A 15352-nucleotide genomic window follows, 5' to 3' on the forward strand; every position below is an offset into this window, starting at 1 on the left:
CATGTCCGTTTGAGCGTAGTACTTCATTCTAAATGAGTACTACGCTTTTATATTGTTTTTTATGATTTTCCCGCCCATACATTACATAGTGGTTCATTTGATAAAAAGGATCATGGTGGAGAGAGTTGCCATCAAAAAGGAAGAGACGTAGGAAGCCTTCAGCTCCCCACGTCTCTTTAGTCTACGATCTTATGTGTAGCTTCACCACCATGAATTTGGAGAAACATGTTTTCTAGAGAGGCCGTAAGCTTGTTTGCCTCACCTCTATCAATCGAAGGAGGTAAATAGAGAATTTGAATGGCGTCTGTTGTTGTATGGTCAACAGGTGATCGATTGGAATCGACATAAGGACTTCCAAAAGCACCAATTTCGTCACGAGAAATAATTTTATTGCTTAATGTAAGATCACGATTATTTAAACCAATATATGAATCACTCTCACCACCAATATCAATTACAACGTCGCCTTTTAGATTGTTAAGGTCATATATGCCAATTGGGATTTTGTATTGAAGCGAAAAAAAGTTATTAATGTCAACCGCAGAGTTAACGGTTGGTAGGTACGTTTGTTTTTGAATTCTACGGTATAGAGATTCTATAGAAGGACGATATTTGGATGGATCTGTACCTGACTGTTTAAATAGCTGTCTCCATTCAGCTATTTCTGGTACAGATGTAACGCTTTGGTCTTGAAGTTCAAAGAAAATAGATTCCTGGAATAAGCGTAAACGTCCTTGTATCATTTGTGGAGAAGTAGAAACGGTAATCCCTTGATATCGGATCACAGATACAATAAAATTAGGAATTAGTGTTTTAATATGATTAGTGAGTAAAATTTCCACTATTGAACATTCCTTTCTATTTTTAAAGATAAAGATACGAGTCTTTAAAAGGTAGTTAAGAGATATTATAAATGATTTAAAGAACGAAAACGAGGAAGGAGGTCGTAATATGAATATGTTGCAGTTGAAGCAGCAGATTATTGACTACAGTAAGGAAATTGGGATAGATAAGATTGGCTTTGCGAGTGCTTCTCCGTTTATTGAATTGAAAGATCGTCTGTATCAGCAGCAGGAACTAAATTATCAGTCAGGGTTTGAGGAACCGGATATCGAAAAGAGAACTACCCCGGAGCTATTAGTACCAAAAGCACGCTCTATTATTGCCATTGCACTGGCATACCCATCTAAAATGAAAGATGCACCTCGAAGTACAAAAAGTGAGCGAAGAGGTATTTTTTGTCGTGCTTCTTGGGGACGTGATTATCATGATGTATTAAGGGAGAAGCTAAAGTTGCTAGAAGAGTTTGTACAGGAAATCGCTCCTGATGTTATGACGAAGTCTATGGTAGACACAGGAGAACTTTCAGACCGAGCAGTAGCAGAAAGAGCGGGGATCGGCTGGAGCGCTAAGAATTGTTCGATCATTACCCCAGAGTTTGGTTCTTACGTTTATTTGGGGGAGATTGTAACGAACCTTCCACTTGAGCCTGACAGCCCGATAGAAGACCGCTGCGGCACGTGTAATAAATGCGTCGAAGCCTGTCCAACTGATGCACTAGTAACCGGAGGTCAATTGAATTCTAATCGATGCATAGCATTTCTAACACAAACGAAAGGAATGCTTGCCGAGGAATTTCGAGATAAATTAGGGAACCGCTTGTATGGCTGTGATACGTGTCAGACTGTTTGTCCAGAAAATAAAGGAAAAGATTTTCATCTTCATCCTGAAATGGAGCCTGACCCTGAAGTTGCGAAGCCACTGTTGAAGCCGTTGCTCACGATCAGTAATCGTGATTTTAAAGAAACATATGGGCATGTTTCAGGATCATGGAGAGGGAAAAAGCCTATTCAGCGTAACGCTATTATTGCATTGGCTCATTTTAAAGATGAAACAGCGGTGCCAGATCTGTTGAACCTTTTGAAGGATGATCCACGTCCTGTTATTAGAGGAACAGCTGCGTGGGCGTTAGCGAAAATTGCCCCTGCTCATATTGAGGAGAAATTACAGGAAGCGACGGTAAGGGAGAAAGATGAGGAAGTATTGCTTGAATTGGAAAAGGCGTTAGCACGCTTGGAACAATAATAAAGTGTTAAAAGACAAACGATTCATCATAGGTTATAAGAAAGCCTATGAAAGTGGTGAAGTCTTTTGCAAACGAAAAAAATTGTCCTTCATACGTTAGTTAAGTCACGTGCAGAAGGTTATGTAAATGGTAATCTGCACCGTGATTTTTCTCCTTTTATTGAAAAGCAGGTGGAACAAAAATGCAATCAGATGGCCAAGCGCGGGGCTGAAATTGTAAAGTGTTCGGCTAAGGGGTATATTGATCATATTTCGAATGAATATGAGGAAACCACCGTTTACTATCATGTTGAAGTGGAGTCACTTGTAAAACAGCGTAGCTTCTTTTATATAGAAGAAACCGTTGAAAAGCGTAAAGCTTTATTTTATAAAGACACGTTATTGAAAGATGAAGAGATTTATCCTTTTTCTACGTCATTCGATAGTGAAGAGATGGATCGCTATGATTTTGATGAGGATGAAGATCGTTCCTTTAATTACGATCGACGCGCAGCTGTTCAGTATGCGGAGAGATACTGGAATTCTCATAATCCCAGCTATACAAATTTTGATGTAAACTGCACGAATTACGTGTCACAGTGTTTGCGAGCTGGTACTGCTCCGATGAGAGGATATCCAAACAAGGGGCAAGGCTGGTGGATGCAGACGAAAAATTGGAGCTATAGCTGGACGGTAGCAAACTCTTTTTACTGGTATTTAAATTCCTCAAAGACAGGATTAACGGCCACTAAGAAAACGGGAGCAAAAGACTTAATGATTGGTGATATCATTTGCTATGATTTTCAAGGAGATGGCAGGTGGGATCATTCGACCATTATTGTTGCTAAGGATGATGATGGTATGCCTCTTGTGAATGCCAATACGTATAATAGTCGCATGAGATATTGGGCATATGAGGACTCATCCGCATACACGCCAAACATGAAGTATGGCTTTTTCCATATTAATGGGTGATGAGAATTCTGTTGTTTTGCGCTGATCGTGATATAATGAGGAGTAGATTGTTTAGTTGAGGTGAAAAAAGTGGGAATTCATGTAGTACTATATCAACCAGAAATCCCTGCAAATACGGGTAATATTGCAAGAACTTGTGCAGCAACGGATACGACTTTGCATTTAATTCGTCCATTAGGCTTTTCAACAGACGATAAAATGCTGAAGCGAGCTGGGCTAGATTACTGGCAATATGTAAATATTCATTACCATGATTCATTAGAAGAAGTGTTTGAGAAGTATGCAGAAGGAAAGTTCTATTTTATTACGAAATTCGGTGAGCAAGCTCATAGTTCTTTCGATTATAGTAATTTAGAGGAAGATTATTTCTTCGTATTCGGCCGCGAAACAAAAGGGTTACCACCTGAAATTATCCAGAACAATATGGATAGATGCCTTCGTTTACCGATGAATGAGAACGTTCGATCACTAAATTTATCAAACACTGCAGCCATTTTAATTTATGAAGCACTACGCCAACAAAATTATCCTGGCTTGAAATTTACAAATGACTAATAAAAAAAGCATCCAGCTGGATGCTTTTTTTATTTTCTTCCCGGTTTGTCGTTGTACCCTGCTGTGAAGATAGAAGATAAAAATGCAATACATACCCCTAAAAGTATAAGCGTCCTCATACCCATCCTCCTCAGTAAACGTTTCCAAAAAATACTATAGGTTCATTATAACGAATAAGAATGGACATGGGAATGATAAATCGTTAAATAACCATCACTATTTTTAAATATGAGAAAAAAATAAAAAATAAGTTCTAAGTTATTACGTTGAGGTGGAAAGATGGATTCTATTTTCTTTTTAGAGCAATAATCCCTTCTAATCCTATGGATTCGTAAGGATAAACAGATATATTTTAGAGGATTTAGGACAGATTTAAAATTAGAAAGCATGTTCACGTCATTTAGCGCATAAATTGTATTAATCTTGGTCGCTAGCATCACTAGTAGGGGGAGGTTCCTAAATGGATATTTTAAAGAAAATTGAACGATACCGTGAAGAAGAACATCGACTAAAATGGGAAGGTACTTTTGCTGAGTACTTAGAAATTGTGAGAGAACAGCCTTGGGTAGCTCAATCTGCACATTCTCGTATATATAATATGATTAATGATGCTGGAATCGAAGAGGTAGATGGTAAAAAGAAATACAATTTCTTTAGTGGCCAGATGTTTGGGTTAGAGTCATCACTAGAAAGACTAGTAGAAGAGTACTTTCATCCTTCAGCGAAACGATTAGATGTCAGAAAGCGTATTTTGCTTTTAATGGGACCTGTAAGTGGAGGGAAATCTACGCTTGTCACGATGTTAAAACGAGGGTTAGAGGCATACTCATTAACAGATCGTGGTGCTGTTTTTGCGATCAAGGGCTGCCCAATGCATGAAGATCCACTTCATTTAATTCCGCAACATTTGCGAAGAGATTTTCATGAGGAGTATGGGGTGCGTGTAGAGGGAAATTTATCACCGCTTAACTTGATGCGTTTAGAAAAAGAATACGGCGGACGTATTGAAGATGTGGTTGTAGAGCGAATCTTCTTCTCTGAAGATAAGCGAACAGGTATCGGTACGTTTAGTCCATCTGATCCTAAGTCACAGGATATTGCGGATTTAACAGGAAGTATTGATTTCTCCACTATTGCTGAATATGGATCAGAATCTGATCCGCGTGCGTACCGTTTTGATGGAGAATTAAATAAAGCAAACCGAGGTCTGATGGAATTCCAAGAGATGCTAAAATGTGATGAAAAATTCTTATGGCATCTTCTATCTTTAACCCAGGAAGGGAATTTCAAGGCTGGAAGATTCGCCCTTATAAGTGCTGATGAACTTGTTATTGCGCATACGAACGAAACGGAGTATCGCTCGTTTATTTCCAATAAGAAAAACGAAGCATTACATTCCCGTATTATTGTTATGCCAGTTCCGTATAATTTAAAGGTAAAAGAAGAAGAGAAAATTTACGAAAAAATGATTCAGGAAAGCGATGTGTCTGGTGTTCATATTGCCCCTCATACGCTCAGAGTTGCTTCCATTTTTACGATTTTATCGAGATTAAAAGAGCCTAAAAAAGGTGATATCGACTTAATTAAGAAAATGAGATTGTACGATGGTGAAACGGTAGAGGGATATAACACGGCAGACCTTGAAGAGCTGCAAAAGGAATACAATGATGAAGGGATGAGCGGCATTGATCCACGTTATGTCATCAACCGTATCTCTTCAACTATTATTCGAAAAGGCGTTACATCAATTAATGCATTAGACGTACTTCGTTCCTTAAAAGAAGGATTGGATCAGCATGCATCGATTTCAAATGAAGACCGCGAGCGCTATTTAAACTATATCTCATTAGCACGTAAGGAATATGACGACATTGCGAAAAAAGAAGTTCAAAAAGCGTTTGTCTATTCATACGAAGAGTCTGCTAAAACGCTCATGGATAACTATCTTGATAACGTTGAAGCCTATTGCAACAAGAATAAGCTTCGTGATCCGTTAACAGGTGAAGAGATGAATCCAGATGAGAAACTAATGCGCTCAATTGAAGAGCAAATCGGTATTTCAGAAAATGCGAAAAAAGCGTTCCGTGAAGAAATCTTAATTCGTATCTCGGCGTATGCTCGTAAAGGAATGCGTTTTGATTATAATTCACATGAGCGTTTACGTGAAGCGATTCAGAAAAAGCTGTTTGCTGATTTAAAAGATGTGGTTAAAATTACGACATCTACTAAAACACCAGATGAACAGCAGCTGAAAAAGGTAAATGAAGTGGTGGCGCGCTTAATCGATGAGCACGGCTACAACTCAACATCAGCTAATGATCTACTTCGTTATGTAGGAAGCTTATTAAATCGTTAAGGATAAAAGTGAAACGGCATGCTCTCTAAAGCCGTTTCCTTTTTTTATCTTACTGTGCTGTTTTATTTCAAGAAAAAGGGGGAATTTTATAGGTAGAGGTGATAAGGATGGGAAAAGAGCAGGAAAAGGTAAACGGATCAATGGCCGAAAATTGGGAAGAACTGAAAAAGCTAGGGAAAGAAATGGAGAACTTGAAGACGAATCAAGAGCTTCAAGAAGAAGGCGTACAGCCGGATCCAGTTCAGCATAAAGAAAATGAATGATGTAATGGATGTAAAAAGTCGTTTTGTTTATTCTTGGTCGGAATAAGCATAACGACTTTTTGAATCTAAAGGGGAGCTTGTCCACATAAATAATTGTCAAAATTATTTGTCAATTATTTGGAGTTTGTGCATAGGATAGAGTAACCAACCTTTATTTTAAGAGAAATCGGAAAAATATCCTTGATAGTATATTCTGTCAGGTGTGAAAAGGTGCCTGTCCAATATAAGTTTAGTAACCAGCCCACAATTATAAGGAGGGGAAATAGTATGACTGGGGAAGATAATAATAGTTTTGCAATATCAAAGGAAGATTGGTCCCTCCATCGAAAAGGTCATGATGATCAAAAGCGCCATCAGGAAAAAATTCAGGAAGCCATCAAAAACAATTTGCCTGATTTAATAACGGAAGAAAGCATCGTAATGTCTAACGGAAAAGACGTCGTCAAAATTCCGATCAGATCTTTAGATGAGTATCGTATACGGTACAATTACGATAAAAATAAGCATGTAGGTCAAGGGGATGGCGACAGTAAAGTGGGAGATGTTGTCGCACGAGATGGTTCTTCAGGGCAGCCGGGTGCTGGAAAAGGGTCAGGAGCTGGTGATAAAGCTGGGGAAGATTATTATGAAGCAGAAGTTTCGCTAATGGAACTTGAAGAAGCGTTATTTTCACAGTTAGAGTTACCGAAGCTGAAAAGAAAAGAAAGTGACCAGAATATTGTGGAACATATTGAGTTTAATGATATTCGTCGAACGGGTTTGATGGGAAATATCGATAAGAAGCGTACCATGCTATCCGCTTATAAACGTAATGCCATGACAGGAAAAGCAAGTTTCTATCCAATTTACCCAGAAGATTTGAAATTCAAAACGTGGAATGAAGTCGTTAAGCCAGAGTCAAAAGCCGTTGTTCTTGCAATGATGGACACAAGCGGATCAATGGGGATTTGGGAAAAGTATATGGCGAGAAGCTTTTTCTTTTGGATGACAAGGTTTTTAAGAACAAAATACGAAACGGTTGAAATCGAATTTATTGCTCATCACACAGAGGCTAAGGTCGTTTCAGAAGAAGATTTCTTTTCAAAGGGAGAAAGTGGAGGAACGATCTGTTCATCCGCATATCGAAAAGCGCTTGAAATTATTGATAAAAAATATTCACCAGACCGCTATAATATCTATCCATTCCATTTTTCTGATGGAGACAATTTAACCTCTGATAATGCCCGCTGCGTCAAGCTTGTAAATGAATTGATGAAAGTATCCAATATGTTTGGATACGGTGAAGTTAATCAATACAACAGACACTCAACTCTTATGTCCGCCTATAAAAATATCCAAGATGATCGATTTAGCTATTATATTTTAAAGCAAAAATCAGACGTTTTTAATGCAATGAAGAGCTTCTTCAAGCAAGAAGAAGAGAACGCAAGGTTCGCCTAAAAGAAACAGGCACAGGAGACGCATCCTGTGCCTGTTTTAGTTGAAAAAATTGTTGTAGAAGAAGTAGTTGGCTGTTTTTACATAATAAGTAGCTTGTTATTATTGGCCACAATTTTAATTTCCAGTGATCGGGACATGATCAACTTCCTAAGAAGTGAACGGAAAAGAGTAACAAAACGGGTAGACCTTTTAAATTATAAAAATTACTTTGGTATTAAGTGTTTGTTATGGTAAAAAAGGGTATAAAATATTGCATTATTCCTTTAATTTTCACATCAACTAGTTCGATCTGTCTATTTCTTTCATAACTAGTAAGGAGCTAGTAGCTTCTTTAAAATGGTAATTAAGTTTGAATGTCAGGTAAAGAGAGGGAAAAAAATGAAGAACTATAAAATAATTTTGTATGCCTGCTTACTTGCATCTATTGTAATTGTCTTGGGTGCCTGTACAGTGCGTGAAGGTAGCATATCTGGAGGTAAGATAGGTTCTAACAGTGAAGAAATTGAAGGGAAATATAGTAAATTTACTGGAACTTATTATCGCGAGGTGGATTTTAAAAAGGGCACAAAACTAGAGATGATCTTCAAAACAGACACTAGAAAAGGAACTACAATTGGGCGCTTAGAAACCGAAAAAGGAAAAGTTTTAGCTGTTTTAGATGAGGAACATAAGCATGGACAATTGGAAATTCCTAAAACCGCTACTTATAGAGTCTACGTGTATGCCAAGGAACATGGTGGAAGCGTAAATCTAAAATGGAAAACAATAAAATAATGGATAAGAGGTGGTAGTGGTGTCAGCAGGAAAAATATATGAGGCAAGCTCTTTGATTGCAACTAGTCAATCAAGAGTGAAAAATTATGAATCATTAAAAAGTCAAATAAGCTCTTTAAAGTCAGCGATGCTCAAAGTCGTAAACTTAGGAGATAGCCTGCAAGGAAAAGGCGCTAACAACATCAAAAAGTTTTATAACGAACAATGCTCAATCGCTGACCAATGGATCAATTTAATTGAGGCACATATTAGTTTTTTTAATAGTATTTCTATCCAAATGGAAGGAAAGAACCTAGAGGGAAATACTGTTGTATACACAGATTTCTTAAATGAAAATGTAAAACTTGGTCTCGAAAACGCGAATCATATGATTGATCAGCAGCAAGATGATCTTCAGGCGATTTTTGATAAGATTTCCGACATTATGAGTTTAAGTGTTTTTTCAAAAGAATCGTTTCAAAGCGATATCGAACATGCAGAAAAGAAACGAACAGATACAATTAGCAGCGTGGATGAATTGGATTCTCTTCTGTTAAATGACTATAACAAACTACAGACTTTTTCTACAGCGCTAAGCAATAGCATTCACGCATTACAAGAAGCGACTGATAATAATGGGCAGGCTTCGCCTATGTATTATGATGCAAAAAAGTATCATAGCAACAAAGCATATAAAGTCCAAAAAGAGACTAAACAAAAAACGATGAATTATATTGAGAAAAAGAGCGAAGAAACAAAAGCTTATGAGATAAAAAAACAGCAAGAACAGATGCGAGCTCAGGTTGCATACCAGGATTATAGCCCTTACGTAGCTCCTCAGATCCCTGGTAAGAACAATGCTGCTATTCATAATGCTGCTTCTACTTCCCAGCCCCTAGGACCGCTTACAAATGCTCTAAAAGAACACAGTAAAGATACATTTGTAATAGAGAACACGGAGGGACCCCTTTATGCAAATGCTGTAGGATTCGAAGTGAAGGCAGGAACATTAGCAGGGGGATCAGCAGGTTTTACCACCGTAAAGTCAGGGTTTGAGACAAGTCAAGAAATCCTACCTGGTGAAGAACTTAAGGAAGAAGCATCTATTTCAATGGCGTCAGCAGAAGTATCGGCTAAAGCGAATATGGATGAAATTGAAATAGGAGCAGAAGCTACTTTAGTGAAGTATGACGGAGGAATTACTATACCCTTGCCTTTTACTGATGACGGATTATTTGTAGGTGGTTCTGCAGCCCTTGGTCAAGCTGGAGGATCAGTAAAAGCCGGGAAATCTGGATTTAAAATTCATTTGCCAGTTGGTCCAGGTGTTGGGTTGGTTGGTGTTGGATTGGAGATTGGGTTCAAATAGGGAGGGGAATAGTTATGGAGAGAATGCTTTTTTGGAAGAGAATGCTAATCATTGTTTTTATAGTTGGATATGTTTTAGTAGTATTTTTTAACTTGGTTTCTTCGGATAGCGTCGGTGAAAAAGCTACTCGAATTATTATTTTTACGATTGTCATGCCCCTTATGTTTTTGATTCTTTACAAGGTTGGCTCAGCAGTTATTAAGCGTACATAGGAAGGTGAGAGTAGATGGAGGATTTAGCGTATCCGTTACCGATTGGTTCAATTGTTAAGTATAAGGATTGGGAACAACTCTTAATGATCTATGGACGTCACCAAAAAAAAGGTGACACGGGGGTTATTTGGGATTACGTTGCTTGTTATTACCCTATTGGTAATATTTCGGATCAGTACAACTTATTTTTTAACCAAGAGGGTATTTTCGAGGTAGTTTTCCGTGGATATGAAAATGCTCAGGAAAAAGAATTACAGGCTGTGCTTGTTGAGCAAAAAGAGTAAAAATGATTTTAAAGCAATTCATTAAAAGAGCAAGCACATATTATGTGCTTGCTCTTTTTGTATTATAAAGCGACGTTTTTTGATTTGCGAAGCTTTTGAATATCTTTCTTTAATAAAATGTAAAGCGAAGGAATGATGAAAACTGCTAGAGCGATCATTTCAAGTGCTTCACCGCCACCTTCAAATAGCTTTACTAAGCCTTCTGCAAACAGTTCTCCTCCAAGTAAAATAAGCAGGATACCAAGGCCTTTAAAGATCCAGTTTAGGCGCAATTTTACCGTTGCTTTAACGAATAAATAAGCAACACCGAGTGCTAACACAATGCCAATTATACTTCCAGTCGCAATGGATGGGGCATGATTAGAAATTTGAGTAAGGTTGAAAATAACTAATTCCATTCCTTCACGGAAGACGGAAAGAAAGGATAAAATCAATAATCCTACACCGCTAGCCGTATTGTTAACAGATGATTTAATTGATGCAGATACGTCACTATTACGATGTAACCATAAAATAAAGTAAGCAATTAAGCCAGATGCAACGAGCATCATAATACCTTCAAATAATTCTTCCGATCCTTCTTCTAATTCCTTCGCTTCATTAAATGAAACGGTACCTACTACAATACTTACGATTAATCCAAGTGTTGCTCCTATGTATACGAAGCGGGAAAGTGATTTTTTATTCACTTTCGCTAATTGTGTCAAAATAATGCCGATTACTAGAAAGGCTTCTAAGCCTTCTCGAAACGCCAACAATAAGCTAGATGTCATACCGATACACTTCTTTAAGTGATAACGATTATCAATATCATATAGCTTGATTGTAAAAGGGAAAGCGATTTCTGTCAATCCTATTTTGAAAATTAATTGATTAAGCCGGTTCGAAGTAAATTTACGCTAACTGATGGTCTGATCTCAGCACGATTTTGTAGAATTTGTTCAAGCTGATTCGAAATATCTTTAAGCGTGCTTTCTGTTAGAGTACGTTTAAAGGTAAAATCCTGCAGTTCGATGTCAATTTTGATGTGTGCGTGAACGAAATCTAGCGTTTGAAATTTCTCTTGAATTTTCACGTTGGAATGAATGCTTACAACGTTGTAGAAAAGGTTGATTTTGTGACCAAATAAGTTCATCGTGTCGCTTAGTTCCATGTATTTATTTTTTTGATCACGCAGGATTAAGAGCATTTTGATTGATTTGAGTTTAAGGTGATACCTGAAAATAAGTCATGATGAAAGAGAACTGTGCCTATAATATTTCCCGTCTGTTGTTTTTCATTTAAAGCAAGGTAAGGAAGGACAAGGCCTTTACCAGGATCAAAAATAAATGTGCAAATTGACTGAATTGTTTCACGAGGAACAAGAGAGTGCATTTCGTCTGTTCATGACAACTATCACGTGATGACAGGGGCATATATTTTTCGATTCGGGCAGTTGTTCTATACCTTTTTGACTACTAAAGAATATAGATAACATAAGAGAATCTATTAAAACAATTAGCAGAGCAAACCCATATTATTTCATGTAAATAACCATGAAGGATACTAGAAAAGGCTATAAAATGATAGAAGAAGGAAGGTTGTATCATGAGTACGGAAATGATTCTCGCAATTAGTGTTTTTTTGATTACAACTCTCATTATTTTTTGGAGGCCGGGAAATTTAAATGAAGCTTGGCCGGCGACTGGTGGAGCAGCCGTAATCATTCTTTTGGGGATGGTTTCGGGGAGTGATATTGCAGATATTATTGATAAAATTGGCGGTGCAACCATTACGATTATTGCTACGATTGTAATGGCGGTTATTTTAGAATCATTCGGATTCTTTCACTGGTCTGCTGCAAGACTTGTTCAGTTATCAAAGGGATCTGGATATCGCCTATATTGGTATATTCAGTTATTCTGCTTTTCAATGACTTTGCTGTTTAATAATGATGGCAGTATCTTAATTACGACGCCTATTTTAATCTTAATTCTTAAAAATCTTCGTCTTAAACCACACCAACAAATTCCTTATCTGTTAAGTGGAGCGTTAATCGCTACAGCTTCTAGTGCACCTATTGGCGTTAGCAATGTAGTGAATTTAATTGCCCTTAAAATTGTGCATATGTCCCTGTATATGCATACGGCGATGATGTTTGTACCTGCATCGTTAGGACTAGCTTTTATGTCGCTACTAATGTTTCTCATTCTAAAAAAGAAGCTACCTAAAAAGCTCCCAATGTTATCATCGAACATGGAAGAAGTGTTTTTCGTAAAGCATTTTCACCCATTAAAAGGTGAAATTTCAGTAGAAACAAAGAGTCAACGAACAAAATTTATGTTAAAGATCTTGTTGTTTGTATTTTTAATGCGCTGTTTACTCTTTGTCGCCTCTTATTTCTCCATTCCTATTCAAATTGTAGCAATCGTTGGATCATTAGTGTTGTTAGGATGGCGTTGGTACTATTTCCGAACGAATCCAGTCGATATTCTGAAAAAGACGCCGTGGCAGATTTTCGTTTTTGCTTTTTCCATGTACATTATTATTTACGGATTAAATAATGCGGGGCTATCGGAGTTTTTAGTAAAGATTTGTGAGCCGATCGTGAATGAAGGACTATTTTTCGCAAGCTTCGTTATGGGGGGGCTCGTTACCGTTTTATCCAATCTATTTAATAATCATCCGGCTTTAATGATAGGAACGATCACCCTTACAGACATGAATTTAGATCCAATCACCTTAAAAACGATTTACCTTGCTAACATTATCGGCAGTGATATTGGATCATTACTTTTACCAATCGGAACACTAGCATCGCTTATGTGGATGCATATTTTACGCGAAAACAAAGTGAAGGTAAAATGGCGAGATTATTTAAACGTTTCGTTTATTGTCATTCCTCCTACATTAATTGTGACATTGTTTTTATTGTATTATTGGGTGCAAACCGTTTTTTATTAAACTTTGATAAAAACGGGTAAAGCAATGGAAGGATGTTCACAAGAATAGATGTGAAAAAAGTTGAGAAAATAAAGGGGATAAAACCTCTTGAAATTTCTTGGCTTTTTTACCATAATGAATATATGAGCATATATTCATATAAGGAGGGGAAAGAATATGGCACATTCGCACGGACACGGTCATAGTCATGGCCATCACCACGGATCCAACAATAAAAAAGCGCTAGGATTTTCATTTATCCTCATCGCTGCCTACATGATTATTGAAGTAATCGGGGGAGTTTGGACGAACAGCTTAGCGCTCTTATCAGATGCTGGGCATATGCTTAGTGACGCGGTTGCCCTAGGACTAAGCTACATGGCCATCAAATTTGGTGAAAAAAAAGCAACAAACAGCAAGACATATGGATACAAACGATTTGAAATTTTAGCGGCGTTTTTAAACGGAATTGCCTTAATCGTAATCGCTATTTTTATTTTTATTGAATCTTATCATCGGTTTACAAATCCGCCCGATGTCATAAGTTCAGGTATGTTAACCATTTCGATTATTGGACTCCTCATTAATATTGCTACTGCGTATATTTTAATGAGAGGGGATAAAGACGAAAATCTGAATGTTAAAAGTGCTTTTTTACACGTGATCGGAGATATGCTAGGATCGATCGGAGCTATTGTAGCGGCACTTCTGATCATGTTCTTTAACTGGGGGATTGCTGATGCTCTTGCTAGTGTCATCGTGGCGATTTTAATCCTTGTAAGCGGCTTTCGAGTAACGAAAGAATCTGTTCATATTCTAATGGAGGGTGCACCTCCAGGACTAGATGTAGATGACATTAAAAAGACGCTATTAGCGCTTCCTGCTGTTTCAGATGTACATGATCTTCATGTCTGGTCGATCACGTCTGATTTTCCAGCTTTGAGCTGTCACGTTGTAGTAAGGGATCAAACTGAACAGGCGAGTATTCTAAAAATGGTGAATAACGTCCTGCACGATGAGTACGGGCTCCATCATACGACCATTCAGGTAGATTGCTCGGATTCATTTTGCAACAAGGAAGATCGCTGTAACTAAAAAAGAGGCGATTATTGCGTTTGGACAATAATCGTCTCTTTTTAGTGGTGAAGAGCGTGCTCAATTGACTGCTTTAATAAATTAATAACGTGCTGATCATCATGTGAATAATAGAGGGTCGTTCCTTCGCGACGAAACTTTACTAATCTCAAATTCTTTAAGAAGCGCAGTTGATGAGAAACCGTTGATTGCAGCAAAGAGAGCTTTTCCGAAATTTCGTTCACTGAGTGTTCACCTTCAAATAAAAGGTGAAGAATGCGCAAACGGGTAGGGTCCGATAAGGCTTTGAACGTTTGGGAAACCATAAAAAGTGTTTCTTCATCAAGGCTAAACGCAGATTCTACTTTTTGTTCATCTTTCTCCATCTAGATCACCTCTTTCTGTACTATGTGTATGAAAAGGATTAGTCTTTTTAGACTAATCCTTTTCAGCAAATCCAGTCATTTTTAGTTATTAATATAACGCTCAAATACGAAACCGAAGTCTTTTACCGAATATTTAGCTTTCGTTTGTGTTAACCAGTTAAACGCTTCTCTGTTAATCGATTTAAACTGCTCCACTAACTCTGTTTCTGTGCTTTGAACACGGCTTAACGTTGTAGACGCAAGCTCAAGGCTTTGCTGTGCATGCCCGAGGGCAATTTCATTTTCATGCGTAAGCTCTTCAATTTTAATTAATGCCTTGTAAAGGTCCTTTAGTTCCTCTAAATGTTTTTTATGAACATCGATTGAGAATTTTTCAGAGCCAATGATAAATTTAATTTCTACGTCTAAATCAATCGTTCCCGCTGTTTCTAAAAGAACGTGAGAAATTTTGTTTGTATGGTAGTTATATCGGCGTAGCATACGCTTCTTGCTTGTTGCGCTAGTGCCATCTAAATGAATGAGTGCTTTATTTGTGAAACAGTATTCGTCGGACTTTGATTTGATTAAAAAGAAAATTTTCTCGTTATCTTCGTGCAAAATATAATCATCAGAATCAACCTTATCGTAGTTATCAGGGGTAATGACAGAGCCTACATCACTTAAGCCCAAAACGTCTGCAGCTACTTTTCCAAACATTAC

The 15352-nt window shown here is 37.6% G+C and carries 17 protein-coding genes; 12 read left to right on the forward strand and 5 right to left on the reverse strand.

Annotated elements, in window-relative coordinates:
• Positions 1-176 precede the first annotated feature (176 nt).
• Complete coding sequence (locus IE339_RS02795) at positions 177-842, reverse strand: B3/B4 domain-containing protein (protein WP_242173330.1); 666 nt, start codon at positions 840-842, stop codon at positions 177-179.
• Positions 843-951: 109 nt separating this feature from the next.
• Here IE339_RS02795 and queG point away from each other — a divergent pair, with 109 nt between their 5' ends.
• The 10 genes from queG (at position 952) to IE339_RS02845 (ending at position 10271) form a co-directional block, all read left to right on the forward strand.
• Positions 952-2085 (forward strand): tRNA epoxyqueuosine(34) reductase QueG, encoded by a 1134-nt coding sequence (gene queG, locus IE339_RS02800; RefSeq protein WP_242173333.1) that lies wholly within the window; start codon positions 952-954, stop codon positions 2083-2085.
• Between the two features lie 66 nt (positions 2086-2151).
• Complete coding sequence (locus tag IE339_RS02805) at positions 2152-3039, forward strand: amidase domain-containing protein (protein WP_242173336.1); 888 nt, start codon at positions 2152-2154, stop codon at positions 3037-3039.
• 69 nt (positions 3040-3108) lie between these two features.
• Positions 3109-3594, forward strand: coding sequence for a tRNA (uridine(34)/cytosine(34)/5-carboxymethylaminomethyluridine(34)-2'-O)-methyltransferase TrmL (trmL, locus tag IE339_RS02810; protein WP_053400652.1), 486 nt, complete (start codon positions 3109-3111; stop codon positions 3592-3594).
• A gap of 460 nt (positions 3595-4054) precedes the next feature.
• Positions 4055-5950 (forward strand): PrkA family serine protein kinase, encoded by a 1896-nt coding sequence (locus IE339_RS02815; protein WP_242173342.1) that lies wholly within the window; start codon positions 4055-4057, stop codon positions 5948-5950.
• A 107-nt stretch (positions 5951-6057) separates the two neighbouring features.
• A complete protein-coding gene (locus IE339_RS02820; protein ID WP_242173343.1) occupies positions 6058-6213 on the forward strand; it encodes a hypothetical protein in 156 nt (51 codons plus the stop codon).
• Between the two features lie 267 nt (positions 6214-6480).
• The gene (gene yhbH, locus IE339_RS02825; protein ID WP_053400654.1) at positions 6481-7653 is read left to right on the forward strand and encodes a sporulation protein YhbH; all 1173 of its coding nucleotides are present in this window, start codon (positions 6481-6483) and stop codon (positions 7651-7653) included.
• 378 nt (positions 7654-8031) lie between these two features.
• On the forward strand, positions 8032-8427 hold the full coding sequence (locus IE339_RS02830; RefSeq protein WP_242173345.1) for a hypothetical protein: 396 nt from the start codon (positions 8032-8034) through the stop codon (positions 8425-8427).
• 19 nt (positions 8428-8446) lie between these two features.
• Entirely contained in the window at positions 8447-9775 is a 1329-nt protein-coding gene (locus IE339_RS02835; protein ID WP_242173347.1) for an LXG domain-containing protein, read from the forward strand.
• Between the two features lie 14 nt (positions 9776-9789).
• Positions 9790-9987, forward strand: a complete 198-nt coding sequence (locus tag IE339_RS02840; protein WP_242173349.1) for a hypothetical protein — start codon at positions 9790-9792, stop codon at positions 9985-9987.
• Positions 9988-10001: 14 nt separating this feature from the next.
• On the forward strand, positions 10002-10271 hold the full coding sequence (locus IE339_RS02845) for a DUF4176 domain-containing protein (RefSeq protein ID WP_242173351.1): 270 nt from the start codon (positions 10002-10004) through the stop codon (positions 10269-10271).
• A 62-nt stretch (positions 10272-10333) separates the two neighbouring features.
• Here the strand turns inward: IE339_RS02845 and IE339_RS02850 are convergent, their stop codons facing one another.
• Entirely contained in the window at positions 10334-11044 is a 711-nt protein-coding gene (locus IE339_RS02850) for an FTR1 family iron permease (RefSeq protein ID WP_242173353.1), read from the reverse strand.
• A 92-nt stretch (positions 11045-11136) separates the two neighbouring features.
• Positions 11137-11424, reverse strand: a complete 288-nt coding sequence (locus IE339_RS02855; protein ID WP_242173356.1) for a hypothetical protein — start codon at positions 11422-11424, stop codon at positions 11137-11139.
• 434 nt (positions 11425-11858) lie between these two features.
• Here IE339_RS02855 and IE339_RS02860 point away from each other — a divergent pair, with 434 nt between their 5' ends.
• Both IE339_RS02860 and IE339_RS02865 read left to right on the forward strand, forming a co-directional pair.
• A complete protein-coding gene (locus IE339_RS02860; protein ID WP_242173359.1) occupies positions 11859-13214 on the forward strand; it encodes an arsenic transporter in 1356 nt (451 codons plus the stop codon).
• 156 nt (positions 13215-13370) lie between these two features.
• Complete coding sequence (locus IE339_RS02865; protein WP_242173361.1) at positions 13371-14288, forward strand: cation diffusion facilitator family transporter; 918 nt, start codon at positions 13371-13373, stop codon at positions 14286-14288.
• A 41-nt stretch (positions 14289-14329) separates the two neighbouring features.
• Here IE339_RS02865 and IE339_RS02870 read toward each other — a convergent pair whose 3' ends face one another.
• Both IE339_RS02870 and IE339_RS02875 read right to left on the reverse strand, forming a co-directional pair.
• Positions 14330-14653 (reverse strand): ArsR/SmtB family transcription factor, encoded by a 324-nt coding sequence (locus IE339_RS02870; protein WP_053400659.1) that lies wholly within the window; start codon positions 14651-14653, stop codon positions 14330-14332.
• A gap of 81 nt (positions 14654-14734) precedes the next feature.
• Complete coding sequence (locus IE339_RS02875; protein ID WP_242173363.1) at positions 14735-15349, reverse strand: PH domain-containing protein; 615 nt, start codon at positions 15347-15349, stop codon at positions 14735-14737.
• Between the last annotated feature and the right edge of the window lie 3 nt (positions 15350-15352).

Source organism: Priestia koreensis (assembly GCF_022646885.1).
Taxonomy (GTDB): Bacteria; Bacillota; Bacilli; order Bacillales; family Bacillaceae_H; genus Bacillus_AG; species Bacillus_AG koreensis_A.